We start from the raw sequence: 17,771 nt of genomic DNA on the forward strand, positions 1-17,771 counted from the left end.
CCCGTGCGGCTCATCCCTGGGACACCTTGCCCCACACCCTGGCGCCCATCTCCTGGAACGCCCCGGTGACGGAGGTGCCCGCCAGCCGGTCGGCGAGGGAGCGGCGGCCGGGGAAGAGCACCGGCAGCGCGTTGACCAGGAACAGCACCACCGCCAGCGCCCAGACCAGCACCGACAGCACGAAGCGGCCCTCGATCAGCAGGACGCAGGCCACGGCGTACACGGCCACGTCGGCGGCCGTGGTGACGGCGGCCCGGCGGGCGGCGTGCCGGGACAGGCGCGGGGTGACGCGCAGTCCGAGGAGCCCCTTGCCGACGGTGCGGCCGACGAGGGCCAGGCACGCCCACTGGTAGAGGAAGGTGACCAGGACGAGCGCCCCGAAGGCCTCCTCCACGTACAGCACGGCCTTGTCCCACAGCGTCAGCCCCAGGTCCTCGGAGGCGTCCAGGACGTCGCCGCGCGAGGTCAGCAGGTCGAGACCGCCGCGGGTGGCCAGCTCCGGCACGTCGGTGACGAGCCCGGATATCCGGTGGAAGGTGAGCACGGCGAGCACCGAGGCCGCCGTGAGCACCAGCGCGAAGTCGATGAACCAGGCCAGGGTGCGGCGCAGTTTCGGCACGGATCTCCCCCGATCACACTCATGTGTCCGTGTACGGCGGAGAGATTAGTGGAGAGATCAGCGGCCCAGGCAGAGGACCACGAGCGCCGTCGTCGCCGCGGTCTCCGCGAGCCCCCCGAACACATCGCCGGTGACGCCGCCGAAGCGTCGCACGCAGTGGCGCAGCAGGAGTTCGGCGACCGCGACGGCGGCGACCACGGCGAGGGCGGTACGGGCGAGGTCGTACGCGCCGAAGAAGGCGCCCCCCGCCCCGGCCGCCGCCGCGACCCCGGCCGCGACGGCCAGCGCGCCGCCCGTCGGCACCACCCCGGCGACCGCCGCGCCCAGCCCTTCCGGCCGGGCGGCCGGTACCCCGCGGCGGGCGGCGAGGGTCAGCGCCAGCCGGGCCGCCGTGGCCGAGACGACGGCGGCGAGCGCGCCCCGGGCCCAGGAGCCGCCGTAGGCCTGTGCCAGCGCGGCCACCTGGGCGAGGAGCACGAAGACCAGCGTGAGCACCCCGAAGGGGCCGATGTCCGACTGCTTCATGATCCGCAGCGCGTCCTCGGCGGGCTTGCCGCTGCCCAGCCCGTCGGCGGTGTCGGCCAGTCCGTCCAGGTGCAGGCCCCGGGTGAGCGCGGCCGGTACGGCGGTGGTGGCGACGGCGGCGAGCAGCGGGCCGGCGCCGAGGAGCAGCAGCAGTCCGCCGAGTGCCGCCGCGCACACGCCGACCGCGAGGCCGGCCAGCGGGGCGCACAGCATGCCGCCGCGCGCGGCCTCCCGGTCCCAGCGGGTGACCCGGACCGGCAGCACGGTGAGGGTGCCGAAGGCGAAGCGCAGGCCGTCCGGCCAGGGGGTCTTGAGCACCGGCGCAGGTTACCCGGCGGTCGGAAAGGCCGGTACGGCCCCTGAGGCTAAAGTGCGCATATGGGACATTGGTGGGAGCGGAACATCATCGAACCGGGCAAGCTCCCGCTGCTCCTCGCCCTCAGCGCCTTCGTCCTCACCTTCGTGATCACCCGCGTGGTCACCCGCATGATCCGGGCGGGCAAGGGACCGTTCGGCAACGTCACGGGGGCGGGCGGGCTGCACATCCACCATGTCGTGCCCGGTGTCGTCCTCACCGTCGCCGGCGGCTTCGGAGTCGTCGCCAGCGACCGGCACGGATTCGGCGGGGGCCTGTTCGCGGTCGTCTTCGGCATCGGCGCGGGCCTGGTCCTCGACGAGTTCGCGCTGATCCTGCACCTGCACGACGTGTACTGGACCGAGGACGGCCGCAAGAGCGTGGAGGTCGTGGTCCTCACCGCCGCCCTAGTCTGCCTGGTCCTCGCCGGCTTCTCGCCGTTCGGCGTCAACGACCTCTCGCAGGACGAACTCCAGGACCGCGGCACCGTCATCTCCACCGTCGCCGGGAACTTCCTCTTTTCCTTGGTCGCCCTGACCAAGGGCAAGCTGCGCACCGCCGTCTTCGGCGTGATCGTCCCGGTCGTCGCGGTGGTCGGCGCCGTACGCCTGGCCCGCCCCGGCTCCTACTGGTCCCGCCGCTTCTACCGCGGCCGCCCGCGCGCCCGCGCCCGCGCCAGCCTCCGCGCCTACCGTCACGACCGCCGCTGGGCCGGCCCCCGCCGCGCCGTCCAGGACTGGATCGGCGGCAAACCGGACGAGCCGGCACCGGCCCGTCTGCCCGGCCGGCGCTGACGCCCGCGCAGCTTCTCGGCCGCGCACAGCAGCGCCACGCCCGCCAGGGCCGCCAGATGCTCCTTGCCCGCGAGGTTCTCCTTCACCAGGACCTCGACCAGCATCGCGGCGGCCACGCCGGCCGCCGTGACGTAGGCGCCGTACCGCCGGCCCAGGTACACGGCGAGTCCCACCACCGCCGCCGACGGACCGGTGTCCACGACCTGCGCGTCCGCCGCGGGCAGGCCCAGGGGGTGGTGCGGGCCGAGGGCGATGCCGGCGCGCGCGTACAGGGTCCCGGCGAGCGTGGCGACGTACGCGATGGCCAGGGTCCGCCACCGGCCCAGGCAGATCTCGGCGATCCCGAACACGAACAGGATCTGCGCCAGCGCGCCCCACACCGGCAGGTCCAGCGCCGGGACCCACAGGGAGAGGGGGGTGCGCAGCAGGGCCGCCCACAACGGGTCCTGGGCCCGTACGGTCCCGATGTCCTGCACGAACCCGTAGCCCCAGGACCGGTTCTGCACGAACTGCAGCACCGCCGTCAGGCACACCGCCCCGACCGTCATCGGCAGCGCCCGCCGGCGCCGCTTCAGCAGCGGCTCGCGCACGGTGACGTACAGCAGTCCCCATTCGGCGCGGGCCCAGCGGGCGAGCGAGTTCATCTGTGGGTCTCCAAATGCTTGCGATGCAGCCACTTGGGCAGCCCCGGAGCCTCCAGGAACCCCTCCGCGCGGGCCGAGGCGAGGCCGATGCGGGGCAGGTCCGCGCTCTTCTCGAAGAGCAGGAACCGCGGTTCCCAGATGGGCCGGTACTTGGCGTTGGCGCGGTACAGCGACTCGATCTGCCACCAGCGCGAGAAGAAGCTGAGCAGCGACCGCCACAGCCTCAGCACCGGCCCGGCGCCGAGGCGTGCGCCACGTTCGAAGACGGAACGGAACATGGCGAAGTTGAGCGAGACCTGGGTGATCTTGATCTCGCCGGCCCGGCGCAGCAGCTCGATGACCATGAACTCCATCAGCCCGTTGTCGGAGTCCCGGTCCCGCCGCATGAGGTCCAGGGACAGCCCGTGCGGCCCCCAGGGCACGAAGGACAGCAGTGCCCTGAGCCCGCCCTCCGCGTCCGCGCACTCCAGCATCACGCACCGCCCGTCCCCCGGGTCCCCGAGCCGGCCCAGCGCCATGCTGAACCCGCGCTCGGTGGCCCCGTCGCGCCAGTCGTCCGCCCGCTGGACGAGGTGGGCCATCTCGTCGTCGGGGATGTCCGCGTGCCGCCGGATGCGCACCGTGTACCCGGCCCGCTTCACCCGGTTGTACGCCTGCCGGACGGTCCGCATGGCCCGCCCCTCCAGCGTGAACTCGGCCACCTCCACGATCGCCTCGTCACCGAGCTCCAGCGCGTCCAGACCGTGCCGCGCGTACACCGTGCCCGCCTCCTCGCTCGCGCCCATCACGGCCGGGATCCAGCCGTGCTCCCGCGCCTCGGCCAGCCACGGCGCGATCGCCCCCGGCCATGCCTCCGGGTCGCCGATCGGATCCCCGGAGGCCAGCGACACCCCGCCCACCACCCGGTACGCCACCGCCGCCTTCCCGGTCGGCGACCACACCGCGCTCTTCTCGCGGCGCAGCGCGAAGTACCCGAGCGAGTCCCGCTCGCCGTGCCGGTCCAGCAGCGCCCGCAGCCGCTTCTCGTCGTCCTCGGTGAGCGGGTCGACGGCGCGCCGGGAGCGGAAGGCGGCGTAGAAGACGGCCAGCACCAGGAGCGTGCTCATCACGTTGATGGCGACGTTGACCCAGTTGGGGGAGGTGATCCCGGGGAACCGGGTCTCGTCGGCGGCGACCGAGACCAGCCGCAGCGTGCCGTAGTGCCAGCGCTGCGGGAAGGTCGAACGCGCCGCGTCCGGGGCCTGGTTGGTGACCGTCACCAGCAGCGCGGCGAGCAGCGAGGCGGCGAGCCCGCCCACCACCGCGACGATGACGGCGAGCTTGGGGTTGGACCGGTCGCCCTTGGCGTAGAACTCCCGGCGCCCGGCCAGCAGCGCGCCGACGAAGGCGGCCGTCAGGACCAGGGAGATCCAGTTCTGCGCGTGCCGCCGGATCTCAGGGAACGCCATGGCGACCGCGAACAGGGCCAGGAACAGGCCGCTGAGCACCAGGTTCAGGATCCACGCGGCCCGCTTGCGGCGCCGCATGGTGATCGCCAGGAACGTCGTGAACACGCCCGAGGCGAAGCCGGCCGTCAGCAGGTACGGCGTGAAGAAGTTCTCCTGGTTGTGGCGCCGCACGTCCTGGCCCAGGGAGACCCACACGGCGCTGAGGAAGTTGATGAAGGCGACGGCGCGCAGATACCAGACGGCGAAGGCGGCGGCCCGCCGGGAGGCCCCGGTGGACCGCCGCCCGTGGTCACCCGGCCGGCCGGGGGTGGCTTCCTGATCCGTGGCAATTCGGGCATCTCCCATGAGGGGGGATCATATGGGCGCCGCTCCGGCGAACCGCGTTTTTCAGGCGGACTCCTGCTCCTCGGAATCCCGCTCCTGATCCTTCTCCGGGTCCTGCTTCTCCGGCTCCCGCTCGGGAAGCTCCGCGGCCAGCGCGGCGGCGGACTGCACCAACGGCAGCGCGAGCAGCGCCCCCGCCCCCTCGCCGACGGTCAGCCCCTGGTCGAGCAGCGGCTCCAGCGCCATCCGGTCCAGCGCCTTCGCCTGCCCCGGCTCCCCGCTGTCGTGCCCGGCCAGCCACCAGTCCGGCGCCCGGAACGCGATCCGCTGCCCGACCAGCGCGCAGGCGGCCACCACGACCCCGTCCAGGATCACCGGCAGCTTGCGCACCGCGGCCTGCAGCAGGAAGCCGGTCATCGCCGCGAGGTCGGCCCCGCCGACGGTCGCCAGCAGCTGCAACTGGTCGCCGAGCACCGGCCGGGCCCGCCGCAGCGCGTCCCGGATCGCGGCGCACTTGCGCATCCACGCCAGATCGTCGATCGCCTCACCACCCCGCCCGGTCACCACCGAGGCGTCGGTCCCGCACAGCGCCGCCACCAGCACGGAGGCCGCCGTGGTCCCGCCGACGCTCACATCGCCGAGCACCACCAGATCCGTACCGGAGTCGGCCTCCTCGTCGGCCACGGCGACGCCCGCCCGGAAAGCCGCCTCGGCCTCCTCCAGGGTCAGCGCGTCCTCGACGTCGATGCGTCCGCTGCCGCGCCGCACCCGGTGCCGTACGACCTCCGCCGGCAGCGACTCCGGCTCGCAGTCCAGCGCCATGTCCACCACCCGCACCGGCACCCCGAGCCGCCGGGCGAGCACCGACGCCGGACTGGCGCCCTCCAGGAGCGCCCGGACCAACTGGCCGGCGGTGCCCGCGGGCCGGGCCGAGACGCCGAGTCCGGCGATGCCGTGGTCACCGGCGAAGAGCACCATCCGCGGCCGTTCGACCGGCCGTACCGGCACGGCCCCCTGCGCGGCGGCCAGCCACTCACCCAGGCCGTCGAGGCGACCCAGCGACCCGGGCGGCACGATCTGGCGTTCCCGGCGGGCCTCGGCGTCCCGGCGCACGCCCCCGTCCGGGCGCTCGATCAGATCGGTGAAGTCGTCGAGATTAAGCGAGCTCATTCGCCGAACAGTACCGGCAGCGATCGAACGGTTCCGCGCCACATCGCCACCACACCCCCCCGATGTCTTTGCACCCAAGATCGGCATCCCATACGTTCCGTTTCGCAGCGGAATGTCGCACAGGGAGCCGTCCATGCCGCCCTCGCCCTCCACGCCGGCCGCCCTCGACCGGCGCCGTGCCATGTACGCCGCCGAACTCGCCCTGGGCACCGACCGGTTCCATGAGCCGCGCCGCGCCGACTGTCCCTGGTGCCGCTCGACGCGGCTGCGCACCCGCCTGCGCACCCCCGACCTCCGGCAGCGCAAGCCGGGCACCTTCGTCGTCGACGAGTGCCGCGACTGCGGGCACGCCTTCCAGAACCCCCGGCTCACGGCGGAGGGCCTCGCCTTCTACCACCGGGACTTCCACGAGCGGCACCCCGAGGACTTCGCGGAACGCGTCCTCGCCGCCCGCGCCGGCACCCGGCGCCACCGCCACGCGGCCCGCGCGATCCTGGAACTGCTCCCCGAGCCGGAGAGCTGGCTGGACGTCGGCACGGGCCACGCCCACTTCCCGTGGGCGGCGAGGGAACTCTTCCCGTACACGTCCTTCGACGGACTGGACCCCACCCTCCGGGTGGAGGAGGCCCGCCTGGCCGACCGCGTCGAGGAGGCCCACTGGGGCTACCTCGCCAGCCCCGGCGTCCTCGCCCGCCTGCGCTCCCGCTACGACGTGGTCAGCATGTTCCGCCACCTGGAGCACACCCCCGACCCCCGGGCCGAACTGCACGCCGCGCTCGCCGCCCTCCGCCCCGGCGGCCACCTGCTGGTCGAGGCCCCCGACCCGCGCAGCGCCTTCGCCGCCCTCCTCGGCAAGTGGTGGCTGCCCCACGGCCAGCCCCGCCATCTCCACCTGATGCCCCTGGACAACCTGCGCTCGGAACTGGAGTCCCGCGGCTGCACGATCCTGCGGGCCGACCGCCGCAACCCCCACGTCCCGTACGACCTCTCGGCCGCCGTCTCCCTGGCCGTCGGCCACGTCCTCCCGGCCCCGGACGCCCCCTGGAGACCGGCCCCGCCGAACGCGCTCCAACGCGCCCTGCGCGCGACGTTCCTCAGGGCGTCCGCGCCTCTCATCGCCACAGCGGGGGCCCTGGACCACACCCTGGCCCCCGTGCTCCGCCGCACCGGGTTCTCGAACGCCTACCGCGTCATCGCCCGCAAGGGCTCCGCCTGACCCGCCGCGCGCCCTCAGCCGCGCAGCACCACGGCCTGCCCCGCCACCACCAGCAACACCTGCTCGCACTCGGCCGCGAACGCCGAGTTCAGCCGGCCCAGCTCGTCCCGGTACCGCCGCCCGGAGGAGGTCGCCGGCACGATTCCCGACCCCACCTCGTTCGACACCGCGACCACGGTCCGCCGAGCGCCCCGCACCGCCGCGGTCAACTCCCGTACCCGCTCCCGCAGCGCCCGCTCCCCGCCGGACGCCCACACCGCGTCGTCCCACGCCCCGACGGAGTCCATCGCGTCCGTCAGCCACAGCGACAGACAGTCGATCAGCACCGGCGGCCCGTCCTCGGCCAGCAGCGGCACCAGGTCGCAGGTCTCTGCCGTACGCCACGAACCCGGCCGCCGGTCCCGGTGCGCCGCCACCCGCGCGGCCCACTCGGTGTCCCCGTTGCGCGACCCGCCGGTCGCCACGTACAGCACGTCGGGAAAGGCCTCCAGCCGCCGCTCGGCCTCCACCGACTTCCCCGACCGCGCACCCCCGAGCACCAGCGTCCGCCGCGGCACGTCCGGCACGTCCTCGTACACGCCCACCACCAGCGTCGTCCCGTCCGGCACCGCCCGCGCCCCCGCCGCCGCCAGCCGCCGCCGCAACTCCGGCCCCGGCGGCACGTCGTGGTCGAGGTGGACGGCGACGACGTCCGTGGTCGGCCCCACCGCCCCCACCGCCCGCAGCCTGGCCAGCGCGTCCGGCCGCCCCACGACGTCCGTGAGCACCATGTCGTACACCTCGCCGTGCGCCGCCCCGTTCTCCAGCCCGGCCGGCGCGCTGCCCGGCGGCAGATACAGCAGACGCTGCCCGTCCGGCCCGGTCACCGCGTACCCGGTGCCGCCCGCGTCCATCGCCAGCGCCCGCACCCGATGTCCCGTCAGCAGCGCCAGCTCCCGCCCGTCCGGCACCCGCCCCGGCTGCGGCAGCCCGGCCGGCACCTCGACCGCCGGTCCGTCGTGCGGATGCGACAGCAGCACCTGCCGTACCCCGCCCAGCGAATGCCCGGCGCGCGCCGCCGCGAACGCCGCTCCGGGCGTCAGGTCGAGCAGCAGCGCCCCGTCCACGAGTACCGCGGTGGCCGCCCGCGCGTCCGGCCCGAGCGCGGCGGCGCACGCGGCGCAGGGACAGTCGGGGCGGGGCAGGCCCGCGGGGGCACCGGTGCCGAGCAGAGTCAGTTCCACGGACCTGATTTTCGCTTGTCGCCGCGGCTCTTGCGCGTCCGGCTAGGCTCGTGGCACGAGCCGGACCAAGATCCGGCTTTCGCTCTGCATGTGCTCACACCAGGGAGGCGTACATGGTGGCTTGGACGTGGCGGTTCGAGAAGACCGACGGGACGGAGGTTCAGCCCGCGGTGCAGCCCGAGGAGTTCACCACGCAGGGGGACGCCGAGTCCTGGATCGGTGAGCACTTCAAGGCGCTGCTGGAAGGCGGCGCGGACCAGGTGCGGCTGTTCGAGGACACCACGGAGATCTACGGCCCGATGAGCCTGCACGCCGACGAGTCCTGAACCCCCGGCGCGGCGGGGGCCGTCGCAGGCCCTCGCCGGCCCCCTTCTCACTGCTCGCCCAGCGTCACCTCCGCCGTCCGCTCCACGCCGTCGCGGTTGAACGTCACCGTCGTCCGCTCGCCGGGCCTGTCCGCCGCCAGCGCCTCGGCCAGCGAGGTGATCGTGGTGATGTCGGTGCCGCCCAGCCCGGTGATGAGGTCGTTGGGCCGGATGCCCGCCTTGTCGGCCGGGCCGCCGCTGTGGACGTCGACCACGCCGACCCCGATGGGCCGGTACGCGTCGTCGACGACCGTCCGCCCGGTGATGCCGAGCGCGGCCCGGCCCGAGTCGGTGACCGCGCCGTTCTTGATGATCTGGTCGGCGATCGTCGTCACCGTCGAGGACGGGATCGCGAACCCGATGCCGGGCGCCGCGCTGCCCCCGAGGCCGGGGTCGGTGGCGGCGAGCGTCGGGATGCCGATGACCTGCCCGTCGAGGTCGACCAGCGCGCCGCCGCTGTTGCCGGGGTTGATGGCCGCCGACGTCTGCACCATGTTCCCGATGGTGGCGCCGGTACCCCCGCCCTCCCGGCTCTCGCTGACGGTCCGTCCGGTCGCCGACACGATGCCCTGCGTCACGCTGGACGACAGCCCGAGCGGGGAGCCCATGGCGAGGACGATCTGCCCGACCGCCACCTTCGCGGAGTCCCCGAACCGCGCCGACTTCAGCCCGCCGGGGATCCTGTCCAGCTTGACCACGGCGAGGTCCTGCTCCGGGTACGAGTACACCAGGCGCGCGGTGAGCGGCTCCTCGTTGTTGGCGGTGGTCACCTGGAAGGTCTTCTCCTCGCCGACCACGTGCGCGTTGGTGACGATGTGCCCCGCGCCGTCGTACACCACCCCCGAGCCCAGGTCCGTGCGCGCCTGGATCTGCACCACCGACGGCAGGACGTCCTTGATCACCCTCTGGTAGTCGTTCTGCAGGTCGTTGCCCGACATCACGGCGGCGGCCCGCGTGCCCGGGACGTCCCCCTTCGACACCGTCTCACCACCGGTGCATCCGGCGGCGAGCGGAAGGCAACAGACGAGCGCGGTGACGGCGCCGACGGTCCGCGGGCCACGCATACGGCGGGAAACGTCCATGCCCCGAGTCTCACGTCGGCCCGACACCCCGGCGCGCGGGCTTCACCCGAACGAGCCCGGCACCCCGCACCCCGTGTCCGTCAGCCGCGTACGCCGCACAGGTGGAGCAGTGCCGCGATCCCGCGGTACGGGTCCGTTCGGCCGGCCCGTTCCTCGGTGGCCAGCAGGGTGTCGAGGTCGGCCGGGATCTGCGCACCGTCTACGGCCGTGTCCGTGAAGACCCGTACTCCGTACCAGGCGTGCAGCGGCGCCCCGATGCCGGCGAGGGTGGCCGTCAGCGTGGCGAGCCGGTCGGCGCGTACGTCGAGGCCGAGGCGGTTGCGGTAGGCGGTGGTGTCGAAGGAGGCCAGCGCGCCCGCCCAGTCCCCGGACAGCCCCGGCCGCATGGCCAGCGCGTCGCCGTTGCGCACCAGCAGCGACAGCAGCCCGCCCGGGGCGAGCATCCGGGCCAGCCCGGCCAGCAGGGGATCGGGCTCCTCGACGTACATCAGCACCCCGTGGCACAGCACCACGTCGAAGCTGCCCGGCAGGAAGTGCACGCCGGTGTCCCGCCCGTCGCCCTGCACGATCCGCATCCGCTCGCGAATGCCCTCGGGCTGACCGGACAGCGCCTCGCGCGCCGCCGCGATCATCGTCGCGTCCTGCTCGACCCCGGTCACCTGATGCCCGGCCCGGGCCAGCCGCAGCGACTGCGTGCCCTGGCCCATCCCCACGTCGAGCACCCGCAGCCGCTGCCCGACCGGGAATCGCCCGACTATCTGCTCATCGAGCTGCCGGGTCACCAGCTCCTGTCGTACGACATCCCGCAGCCCGCCCAGCTTGCTCAGCCAGGCATCGGCCGCACCCCCCTGGAAAGCGTCCGTGCTCAGGGCCGCTCTCCGCGCTTGACCTGCGGCTTCGGCAACCGGAGCCGGCGCATCTGGAGGGAGCGCATCAGGGCGTAGGCGACCGCGCCCTTACGGTTCTGGTCCGCGAAGCGCTCGGCCAGCCGCTTCTTGAGCCGGACACCGCTGACGATCGAGTCCAGCACGATCAGGACGATCACCACGAGCCACAGCAGCAGCGCGACGCTCTGCAGCGCGGGCACCCGCACCACGCTCAGCACCAGGATGACCACGGCCAGTGGCAGGAAGAACTCCGCCACGTTGAACCGCGAGTCGACCCAGTCGCGCGCGAACCGGCGGACCGGACCCTTGTCGCGGGCCGGCAGGAACCGCTCGTCACCACCGGCCAGCGCCTGGCGCTGCCGCTCCAGCTGGGAGCGGCGCTCCTCACGCTGCCGCTTGGCGGCCTCCTTGCGGTTCGTCGGAGTGCTGGCGACGCTGCGGCGCTGGGACTGGGCCTCACTGCGCTTGGGCGTGGGCCTGCCCTTCGGGGCCTGCGGGTCACGGGGCTGCTTGGAGTCGGTCACGACCGCCTTGTCGGCGGGGGCCTTCTCTTCCTTGGCACGGCTACGGAACACAAAACCCAAGGGTACGGGGTGGCAGCGCATGGACCCCAGCCCCGCGGGGAACGATCCGGCAACACCAGTCGTCATGTAGGGGACAGAGGGGACGTCGCGGACGGTTCACCCCAGGGCGGCCATCCGGCCACCCCGGGGGCCACCTACTCCCTACGCCGGAGCGGAGCCGCTCGCAGTCGTCCTTGGGGATGAGCGCATCCGTCCCCGAACAGTGCGGTAATGGATGCAGGGCCCGTACTGTGGGTTCTGTCGCAGGATCTGTGAGCTGGAGTCCGTCAGAAGGGGGCGCGCGAAGCCCATGAGCGGTGTCATGAAGCGTATGGGGATGATCTTCCGCGCGAAGGCGAACAAGGCCCTTGACCGGGCCGAGGACCCGCGCGAGACCCTCGATTACTCGTACCAGAAGCAGCTGGAACTCCTGCAGAAGGTCCGCCGCGGCGTCGCCGACGTGGCCACCTCGCGCAAGCGCCTGGAACTCCAGCTCAACCAGCTCCAGTCGCAGTCCACCAAGCTGGAGGACCAGGGCCGCAAGGCGCTCGCGCTGGGCCGGGAGGACCTGGCCCGCGAGGCGCTCTCCCGCCGCGCCGCGCTCCAGCAGCAGGTGACGGACCTGGAGACGCAGCACACCACGCTCCAGGGCGAGGAGGAGAAGCTCACCCTGGCGGCCCAGCGGCTGCAGGCCAAGGTCGACGCCTTCCGTACGAAGAAGGAGACCATCAAGGCCACCTACACCGCCGCCCAGGCCCAGACCCGCATCGGCGAGGCCTTCTCCGGCATCTCCGAGGAGATGGGCGACGTCGGCCTGGCCATCCAGCGCGCCGAGGACAAGACCGCCCAGCTCCAGGCCCGGGCCGGCGCCATCGACGAGCTCCTCGCCTCCGGTGCCCTCGACGACCCCTCCGGCATGGCCAAGGACGACATCCAGGCCGAGCTGGACCGGCTCTCCGGTGGTACGGATGTAGAGCTGGAACTGCAGCGCATGAAGGCCGAGCTGGCCGGAGGCTCGCCCCAGCAGGCGATCGAGGGCGGCACCGGCCAGTCGCAGTCCCAGCAGCAGCCGCAGGACACCCCGCGCTTCGACAAGCAGTAGCCCGGGCGCCGAGAGCCACAGCTGGAGGGCGACATGGCCGACATGATCGTACGGATCATGGGGGAGGGGCAGGTGAGGCTGGCGGACAGCCACCTCACCGAACTGAACAAGCTGGACGACGAACTCCTGGCCGAGATGGAGAACGGCGACGGCCCCGGCTTCCGCCGCACCCTCCAGGCCCTCCTCACCAAGGTCCGCGACCTGGGCGAGCCCCTGCCGGACGAGTCCCTGGAGCCCTCCGACCTCATCCTGCCGTCGCCCGACGCGACGCTGGAGGAGGTCCGGGAACTGCTGAGCGACGACGGCCTGATTCCGGGTTGACCGTACTGTCCGTACTGTTCACCGTGTGAGCACCCTCGACCGCACCCGATGCCGTCTGCAGGCACATCCCCTCGCACTGGACGCGGCGCTGGCGGCGGGCGTGCTGGTGTGCATGGTCGTGGGCTCCTTCGTGACCCCGCAGAGCGAGAACGGCGTCGCCTGGGGCGTGCACAGCCCCGATCCGCTCAGCCTGCTGCTCATCACCGTCGCTGCCGCGGCCCTCGTCTTCCGCCGCAGCGCCCCCAAGACGGTCCTCGCCGTCACCGGCACCGTCTCCCTGATCGAGTGCGTCACCGGCGACCCCCGCGCCCCCGTCGCCATGTCCGCCGTGGTCGCCCTCTACACCGTCGCCTCGGCCACCGACCGCCGCACCACCCTGCGCGCCGCCCTGCTCACCATGGCCCTGCTGACCGGTGCCGCCATGCTCGCCGGCCCCCTGCCCTGGTACGCGCAGGAGAACCTCGCCATCTTCGCCTGGACCGGCATCGGCGCCACCGCCGGAGACGCCGTCCGCAGCCGCCGCGCGGTCGTGCAGGCCATCCGGGAGCGCGCCGAGCGGGCCGAGCGCACCCGCGAGGAGGAGGCCCGCCGCCGGGTCGCCGAGGAACGCCTGCGTATCGCCCGCGACCTGCACGACGTGGTCGCCCACCACATCGCCCTGGTCAACGTCCAGGCCGGGGTCGCCGCCCACGTCATGGACAAGCGTCCCGACCAGGCCAAGGAAGCCCTGTCGCACGTACGCGAGGCCAGCCGCTCCGCGCTCAACGAACTCCGCGCCACCGTCGGCCTGCTCCGCCAGTCCGGCGACCCGGAGGCCCCCACCGAGCCCGCCCCCGGCCTCAGCTGCCTGGAAGACCTCGCCGACACCTTCCGCAACGCCGGCCTCCCGGTCGAGGTCGCCCGCGCCGACCAGGGCACCGAACTGCCCGCCGCCGTCGACCTGGCCGCGTACCGCATCATCCAGGAGGCCCTCACCAACGTGCAGAAACACGCGGGCGCCGAGGCCAAGGCCGAGGTCAGCGTCGTCCGCGTGGGCCCGAACATCGAGGTCACGGTGTTGGACGACGGCCACCCCGGCCAGGAGGAACCCCCTCAGCCGGGCGGCGGCCACGGTCTCCTCGGCATGCGCGAACGCGTCACCGCCCTGCGCGGCACCCTCACCACCGGCCCCCGCTACGGCGGCGGTTTCCGCGTCCATGCCATCCTGCCGATCAAGACCCGCACCGCCCCGGAGGAGCCCGCATGACCATCCGCGTCCTGCTAGCCGACGACCAGGCACTGCTGCGCAGCGCCTTCCGGGTGCTCGTCGACTCCGAGCCGGACATGGAGGTGGTGGGCGAGGCGTCGGACGGCGCGGAGGCCGTCCGGCTGGCCGCCGAGCAGCGGGCCGACGTGGTGCTGATGGACATCCGCATGCCGGGCACGGACGGCCTGGCGGCCACCCGCCTGATCAGCGCGGACCCCGGGCTCGCTGCCGTCCGGGTGGTCATCCTGACGACCTTCGAGGTCGACGACTACGTGGTGCAGGCGCTGCGGGCCGGTGCCTCCGGCTTTCTGGGCAAGGGCAGCGAACCGGAGGAACTCCTGAACGCCATCCGGGTCGCCGCCGGGGGAGAGGCCCTGCTCTCCCCGACGGCCACCAAGGGCCTGATCGCCCGCTTTCTCGCCCAGGGCGATACGGGAGACGACGACGGCGACCCCGCCCGAGCGGAACGCCTCGCGACGCTGACCGGCCGGGAGCGCGAGGTGCTCGTCCTGGTGGCCGGCGGCCATTCCAACGACGAGATCGCGGAGCGGCTGGAGGTCAGTCCGCTGACGGTCAAGACCCACGTCAACCGGGCCATGGCCAAGCTGGGGGCTCGGGATCGGGCGCAGCTCGTGGTGATCGCCTATGAGTCAGGGTTGGTGCGGCCGAGGGCGGACTGACGGCTCTTTATCGCTTGAGGGAGCTGACGAACGCGTCCCAGGCAAGGGCTGGGACGACCAGTACGGGGCCATGGGGTTTCTTGCTGTCGCGGACGGGGACGACGCCGGGGAAGTCCTCGGTGATCTCGACGCATTCGCCCCCGTTGGCGTTGCTGTAACTGCTCCTGCGCCAACGGGCGGAGCTCAGCTCGGGGGTGTGTCGCATGGCTTGTAGTCCTCCATCGCCTGTCGAATGAGCTCCGCCGAGGCGGCCGGGGGGAGGGCGTTGGCTCGGAGCACTTCGTACCGCCGTCGCCATTTCTTCACCGAGTCCCGGTCCTCGTAGAGGTGCCCGAGCTCGATTCCCTCTTCGTACGCCGTGGTGGAGCCGTTGGGAAAGGTCAGCAGGGTCAGGGCGCCGCCCGTCAAGTAGTGCGCGCCTGCGCTGAAGGGCATTACCTGGACCTTGCTGCCCGGAGTATCCACCTGCGTGAGCAGCGAGGCCAGTTGTTTGTACATGCATTCGCTGTCGCCAACCGGCCGCCGCAGGGCCGCCTCGTCGATGATCGCCCAGCGCAGAGGGAGTTGTGCCGAACGCAGGCGGTCCTTGCGGGACATGCGGGCGTTGACCAGTTCCTCCACCTTCTCCCGCGTCAGCTCTTCCTGAAGGCTGAGTTGGGCCTCGGCGTACTCCTTGGTCTGAAGCAGCCCCGGAAGGGCCTGCGCGCCGAAGTTCTCGATGACTTCCGCCTGTGCCTCGAAGTCCATGAACCGGCGGTACTGGTCCGGATGCGCCTCACGCTTGGCCAGTTCGTACAGCCCGTGGAAGTGCCGGTCCGAGCCGAACGCGGCGTCCAGGCGGTCCGGCAGGTCCGGGGGCGGCATCAACTCCGCCGTCTCGATCCGGGCGAGCGTGCTCTTGCTGGAGTTCACGATGCCCGCGAGCTGGACGAGCGACAGGCCCGCGCTCTCGCGGTGGCGGCGTTGTTCGGCGCCGAAGTAGTGGCGGGCGGACAGGTACGGGGTCAGGGCCTGGGGCCGGAACGTCATGGATCGCGCCTTTCCTGCTGCGGTTCGTCCCGTTCTCAACGCTGGGACAACGAGCCCCTGTTGAGCCGCAGCGCCACAGAGTGACCATGGTGCGGCACACGGTAATCATGGAGGAATCGACGCGATGATGCGCGACGGATACGGCAAACCACTGCGGTTGCTGCCCTGGACCACACCAGAAGGCGCGCCCTGCTACCTCAGCACCGACGACCCCGGCAGCCGGCTCTCGGTGATGGCGGACGAACTGGAGGCCCGGTTGCTCGCCTCGGCCGAGTCCGTGCTCCGGGAGGCCAGGCCGCTGCTCGGCGAAGCGAACGTCGGGGTGCGGGAGTTGCGCTTCGCGGGAGTGCGGCTTGCTGAGGCGTTGCAGGATGCCTTGCGGATCGCGGAATGCCGGGGGGCTCGGCTGCCGGAGGGTTGACGGTCAGGGCGCGGCTTGGGTGAGGGCCTGGATGAGCTGCAGCCAGTGGGGCATGTGCTGGTGGCCGTGGCGCGTGCTGAGGGTGGCCAGTTCGGAGACGAGCCGGTTGCGGGTCTCGGGGTCCGCTTCGGCTGCTGCCGTGGCGAGGGCGTCGGGGTCGAGGGCATCGGTCTTGTCGGACAGGAGGAGGGCGGCTTGGGCGTGGGCTGCGGACGACGGTTCGTCGTTGAAGGCCGCGCTTTCTAGAGCCGAGGCGTAGGCAAGGGCCTGCGCATCGCCGTCGTTCAGGGTGCGCAGCACGTACTGCTGGAGGGCGGCGCGGTCCTGGACGCGGTGGAACGCGGTGTCGATGCCTTCGGTCCGGGCGAAGTGGAGGAGAGCCACGTGCGCTGCGATGACGGGGGTGGGATCAGTGTCCATGAGGGCCTGTTCGGCGGCGTTGTCAAGCAGGCGGTCGGCGTTCTCCTGGAAGAAGCGCTTCGAATCATCCCAGTTCTCGCAGTCCAGCCAGGCGGCGAGCAGGTCGCGGAGTATGAGTCTTCGGAAAACGAGGTCGGCGCCTTCGGAGAGGATGAGCCGCCGGAGGTGTCGGTGCTGTTCGGCGACGGGTGTGACCGGCGAGAGCTCCTCCAGAGCGGTGGAAGTGCCACGGGAGCCCAGGGCGTCGGCGTGCCGGGACCAGAACTCGTGGCTCTCTGCCCAGGTGGCTGCGGACATCCACGTCAAGACCAGGTGCAGAGTCTCGTCCGTCAGGGACAACCACGCTGGGGCGGGGGTATCGGTCTCCTGGCGCCAGGTTTGTTCCACTAGGTGGCGGTTCCGGGGGGCTTTGCGGGCGAAGGAGCGCAGGGTTCTGCGGGCGCGCAGGCCCGTGTGGTCGGGCTTCTCGCCTGCTCCCGTTTTGAGGAGGCGGACGAGGTCTCGGAGACCGGCCTCGGACGCGGGGCTCGGGCGCGTGAGTCGGAAGGCTTCGCGCTCGTACGTGAGGGCACGTTCGGCGGCTCGATGTTCGTGAGCGAGTGCGGCCGCTGCATCTGTGTAGGCCTGGATCGCCTCTGCTTCCTTGCCTGTGTTGGTCAGGTGGTTGGCGAAGTTGTTGAGCGCCTTGGCGAGGTTGGGGAGGTGGGCCGTGGGGTTGGTCTGGACGAGGCCGGTGTAGATGCGGGTTGCTTCGTGGGCGGGTTCGAGTGCGGCTTGGCGTTCTCCGGTCCCGGCCAGGTGGTTGGCCAGGTTGTTGAGGGAGGCAGCGAGGTCGGGGAGGTGGGCGGCGGGGTTGGTGCGGGCGAGTGTGCGGCGGATGCGGACGGCTTCGTGGGCGGGTTCGAGCGCGGCTTGGCGGTCTCCGGTCTCGGCCAGGCGGATGGCGAGGTTGTTGAGCGCCATCGCGAGGGCGGGGCGGTAGACGGCGGGGTTGGTGTGGGCGAGGCCGGTGTAGATGCGGACGGCTTCGTGGGCGGGTTCGAGTGCGGCTTGGCGGTCTCCGGTTTCGGCCAGGTGGGTGGCGAGGTTGTTGAGGGAGGTGGCGAGGGCGGGGAGGTGGGCGGCGGGGTTGGTGCGGGCGAGTGTGCGGTGGATGCGGACGGCTTCGTGGGCGGGTTCGAGTGCGGCTTGGCGGTCTCCGGTTTCGGCCAGGTGGGTGGCGAGGTTGTTGAGGGAGGTAGCGAGGGCGGGGAGGTGGGCGGCGGGGTTGGTGCGGGCGAGTGTGCGGTGGATGCGGACGGCTTCGTGGGCGGGTTCGAGTGCGGCTTGGCGTTCTC

20 protein-coding genes are annotated in these 17,771 nt (G+C 72.5%); 8 read left to right on the forward strand and 12 right to left on the reverse strand.

Annotation, left to right across the window (positions count from 1 at the left end; genetic code table 11):
- Window positions 1-10: 10 nt before the first annotated feature.
- Complete coding sequence (locus ACZ7L0_RS09020) at window positions 11-619, reverse strand: RDD family protein (protein WP_471241766.1); 609 nt, start codon at window positions 617-619, stop codon at window positions 11-13.
- A 57-nt stretch (window positions 620-676) separates the two neighbouring features.
- On the reverse strand, window positions 677-1,462 hold the full coding sequence (locus ACZ7L0_RS09025) for an adenosylcobinamide-GDP ribazoletransferase (protein ID WP_471241767.1): 786 nt from the start codon (window positions 1,460-1,462) through the stop codon (window positions 677-679).
- A 60-nt stretch (window positions 1,463-1,522) separates the two neighbouring features.
- Between ACZ7L0_RS09025 and ACZ7L0_RS09030 the strand changes: the two genes are divergently transcribed.
- Entirely contained in the window at window positions 1,523-2,293 is a 771-nt protein-coding gene (locus ACZ7L0_RS09030; protein ID WP_471241768.1) for a hypothetical protein, read from the forward strand.
- Here the strand turns inward: ACZ7L0_RS09030 and ACZ7L0_RS09035 are convergent.
- From ACZ7L0_RS09035 to cobT, 3 genes are read right to left on the reverse strand one after another with little or no spacing between them, the layout of a single operon-like run.
- A complete protein-coding gene (locus tag ACZ7L0_RS09035; RefSeq protein WP_471241769.1) occupies window positions 2,194-2,937 on the reverse strand; it encodes a hypothetical protein in 744 nt (247 codons plus the stop codon). The two genes, ACZ7L0_RS09030 and ACZ7L0_RS09035, sit on opposite strands and share 100 nt — an antisense overlap.
- Window positions 2,934-4,730 carry a phosphatidylglycerol lysyltransferase domain-containing protein gene (locus tag ACZ7L0_RS09040; RefSeq protein ID WP_471241770.1) on the reverse strand — a complete coding sequence of 599 codons (1,797 nt, stop codon included), beginning with the start codon at window positions 4,728-4,730 and terminating at the stop codon, window positions 2,934-2,936. Before ACZ7L0_RS09040 ends, ACZ7L0_RS09035 begins: the two co-directional genes overlap by 4 nt.
- Window positions 4,731-4,772: 42 nt before the next feature.
- Window positions 4,773-5,879 (reverse strand): nicotinate-nucleotide--dimethylbenzimidazole phosphoribosyltransferase, encoded by a 1,107-nt coding sequence (gene cobT, locus ACZ7L0_RS09045; protein WP_471241771.1) that lies wholly within the window; start codon window positions 5,877-5,879, stop codon window positions 4,773-4,775.
- Between the two features lie 133 nt (window positions 5,880-6,012).
- Here cobT and ACZ7L0_RS09050 point away from each other — a divergent pair, with 133 nt between their 5' ends.
- Window positions 6,013-7,095: a class I SAM-dependent methyltransferase gene (locus ACZ7L0_RS09050; RefSeq protein WP_471241772.1), complete on the forward strand. Its 1,083-nt coding sequence runs from the start codon at window positions 6,013-6,015 to the stop codon at window positions 7,093-7,095.
- 14 nt (window positions 7,096-7,109) lie between these two features.
- On the opposite strand, the gene ACZ7L0_RS09055 is transcribed toward ACZ7L0_RS09050, so the two are convergent.
- Window positions 7,110-8,318, reverse strand: a complete 1,209-nt coding sequence (locus ACZ7L0_RS09055; RefSeq protein WP_471241773.1) for a bifunctional adenosylcobinamide kinase/adenosylcobinamide-phosphate guanylyltransferase — start codon at window positions 8,316-8,318, stop codon at window positions 7,110-7,112.
- A gap of 113 nt (window positions 8,319-8,431) precedes the next feature.
- On the opposite strand from ACZ7L0_RS09055, the gene ACZ7L0_RS09060 reads away from it, so the two are divergent.
- Entirely contained in the window at window positions 8,432-8,644 is a 213-nt protein-coding gene (locus ACZ7L0_RS09060) for a hypothetical protein (RefSeq protein ID WP_471241774.1), read from the forward strand.
- A 47-nt stretch (window positions 8,645-8,691) separates the two neighbouring features.
- On the opposite strand, the gene ACZ7L0_RS09065 is transcribed toward ACZ7L0_RS09060, so the two are convergent.
- The 3 genes from ACZ7L0_RS09065 to ACZ7L0_RS09075 all read right to left on the reverse strand — a co-directional run bounded on the left by ACZ7L0_RS09065 (window position 8,692) and on the right by ACZ7L0_RS09075 (window position 11,257).
- Window positions 8,692-9,765, reverse strand: a complete 1,074-nt coding sequence (locus ACZ7L0_RS09065; protein WP_471241775.1) for a S1C family serine protease — start codon at window positions 9,763-9,765, stop codon at window positions 8,692-8,694.
- A gap of 80 nt (window positions 9,766-9,845) precedes the next feature.
- The gene (locus ACZ7L0_RS09070) at window positions 9,846-10,547 is read right to left on the reverse strand and encodes a class I SAM-dependent methyltransferase (protein WP_471241776.1); all 702 of its coding nucleotides are present in this window, start codon (window positions 10,545-10,547) and stop codon (window positions 9,846-9,848) included.
- Window positions 10,548-10,630: 83 nt separating this feature from the next.
- Window positions 10,631-11,257, reverse strand: a complete 627-nt coding sequence (locus tag ACZ7L0_RS09075; RefSeq protein ID WP_471242197.1) for a DUF3043 domain-containing protein — start codon at window positions 11,255-11,257, stop codon at window positions 10,631-10,633.
- Between the two features lie 268 nt (window positions 11,258-11,525).
- Between ACZ7L0_RS09075 and ACZ7L0_RS09080 the strand changes: the two genes are divergently transcribed.
- The 4 genes from ACZ7L0_RS09080 to ACZ7L0_RS09095 are packed head-to-tail and all read left to right on the forward strand — an operon-like array spanning window position 11,526 to window position 14,564.
- Window positions 11,526-12,317: a PspA/IM30 family protein gene (locus ACZ7L0_RS09080; protein WP_471241777.1), complete on the forward strand. Its 792-nt coding sequence runs from the start codon at window positions 11,526-11,528 to the stop codon at window positions 12,315-12,317.
- A 42-nt stretch (window positions 12,318-12,359) separates the two neighbouring features.
- Complete coding sequence (pspAA, locus tag ACZ7L0_RS09085; RefSeq protein WP_471242198.1) at window positions 12,360-12,638, forward strand: PspA-associated protein PspAA; 279 nt, start codon at window positions 12,360-12,362, stop codon at window positions 12,636-12,638.
- A gap of 25 nt (window positions 12,639-12,663) precedes the next feature.
- Entirely contained in the window at window positions 12,664-13,884 is a 1,221-nt protein-coding gene (locus ACZ7L0_RS09090; RefSeq protein ID WP_471241778.1) for a sensor histidine kinase, read from the forward strand.
- Window positions 13,881-14,564 carry a response regulator gene (locus ACZ7L0_RS09095; protein WP_471241779.1) on the forward strand — a complete coding sequence of 228 codons (684 nt, stop codon included), beginning with the start codon at window positions 13,881-13,883 and terminating at the stop codon, window positions 14,562-14,564. Before ACZ7L0_RS09090 ends, ACZ7L0_RS09095 begins: the two co-directional genes overlap by 4 nt.
- A gap of 7 nt (window positions 14,565-14,571) precedes the next feature.
- Here ACZ7L0_RS09095 and ACZ7L0_RS09100 read toward each other — a convergent pair whose 3' ends face one another.
- On the reverse strand, window positions 14,572-14,769 hold the full coding sequence (locus tag ACZ7L0_RS09100) for a DUF397 domain-containing protein (protein WP_471241780.1): 198 nt from the start codon (window positions 14,767-14,769) through the stop codon (window positions 14,572-14,574).
- A complete protein-coding gene (locus ACZ7L0_RS09105) occupies window positions 14,748-15,593 on the reverse strand; it encodes a helix-turn-helix domain-containing protein (protein ID WP_471241781.1) in 846 nt (281 codons plus the stop codon). The genes ACZ7L0_RS09100 and ACZ7L0_RS09105 overlap by 22 nt, the downstream gene beginning before the upstream one ends.
- Before the next feature lie 124 nt (window positions 15,594-15,717).
- Between ACZ7L0_RS09105 and ACZ7L0_RS09110 the strand changes: the two genes are divergently transcribed.
- On the forward strand, window positions 15,718-16,014 hold the full coding sequence (locus ACZ7L0_RS09110) for a hypothetical protein (RefSeq protein ID WP_471241782.1): 297 nt from the start codon (window positions 15,718-15,720) through the stop codon (window positions 16,012-16,014).
- Window positions 16,015-16,017: 3 nt separating this feature from the next.
- On the opposite strand, the gene ACZ7L0_RS09115 is transcribed toward ACZ7L0_RS09110, so the two are convergent.
- The coding region (locus ACZ7L0_RS09115) for a tetratricopeptide repeat protein (RefSeq protein WP_471241783.1) at window positions 16,018-17,771 on the reverse strand (1,754 nt) is incomplete at its 5' end.

Source organism: Streptomyces sp. NPDC039424 (assembly GCF_055639495.1).

What these genes read in the sequence shown, in the direction of transcription:
- ACZ7L0_RS09030 (WP_471241768.1), top strand. Translation starts at nt 1,523, where the DNA reads ATGGGACATTGGTGGGAGCGGAACATCATCGAACCGGGCAAGCTCCCG.
- ACZ7L0_RS09035 (WP_471241769.1), bottom strand. Translation starts at nt 2,937, where the DNA reads ATGAACTCGCTCGCCCGCTGGGCCCGCGCCGAATGGGGACTGCTGTAC.
- ACZ7L0_RS09040 (WP_471241770.1), bottom strand. Translation starts at nt 4,730, where the DNA reads ATGGGAGATGCCCGAATTGCCACGGATCAGGAAGCCACCCCCGGCCGG.
- cobT (WP_471241771.1), bottom strand. Translation starts at nt 5,879, where the DNA reads ATGAGCTCGCTTAATCTCGACGACTTCACCGATCTGATCGAGCGCCCG.
- ACZ7L0_RS09050 (WP_471241772.1), top strand. Translation starts at nt 6,013, where the DNA reads ATGCCGCCCTCGCCCTCCACGCCGGCCGCCCTCGACCGGCGCCGTGCC.
- ACZ7L0_RS09060 (WP_471241774.1), top strand. Translation starts at nt 8,432, where the DNA reads ATGGTGGCTTGGACGTGGCGGTTCGAGAAGACCGACGGGACGGAGGTT.
- ACZ7L0_RS09065 (WP_471241775.1), bottom strand. Translation starts at nt 9,765, where the DNA reads ATGGACGTTTCCCGCCGTATGCGTGGCCCGCGGACCGTCGGCGCCGTC.
- ACZ7L0_RS09075 (WP_471242197.1), bottom strand. Translation starts at nt 11,257, where the DNA reads ATGCGCTGCCACCCCGTACCCTTGGGTTTTGTGTTCCGTAGCCGTGCC.
- ACZ7L0_RS09080 (WP_471241777.1), top strand. Translation starts at nt 11,526, where the DNA reads ATGAGCGGTGTCATGAAGCGTATGGGGATGATCTTCCGCGCGAAGGCG.
- pspAA (WP_471242198.1), top strand. Translation starts at nt 12,360, where the DNA reads ATGATCGTACGGATCATGGGGGAGGGGCAGGTGAGGCTGGCGGACAGC.
- ACZ7L0_RS09095 (WP_471241779.1), top strand. Translation starts at nt 13,881, where the DNA reads ATGACCATCCGCGTCCTGCTAGCCGACGACCAGGCACTGCTGCGCAGC.
- ACZ7L0_RS09100 (WP_471241780.1), bottom strand. Translation starts at nt 14,769, where the DNA reads ATGCGACACACCCCCGAGCTGAGCTCCGCCCGTTGGCGCAGGAGCAGT.
- ACZ7L0_RS09105 (WP_471241781.1), bottom strand. Translation starts at nt 15,593, where the DNA reads ATGACGTTCCGGCCCCAGGCCCTGACCCCGTACCTGTCCGCCCGCCAC.
- ACZ7L0_RS09110 (WP_471241782.1), top strand. Translation starts at nt 15,718, where the DNA reads ATGATGCGCGACGGATACGGCAAACCACTGCGGTTGCTGCCCTGGACC.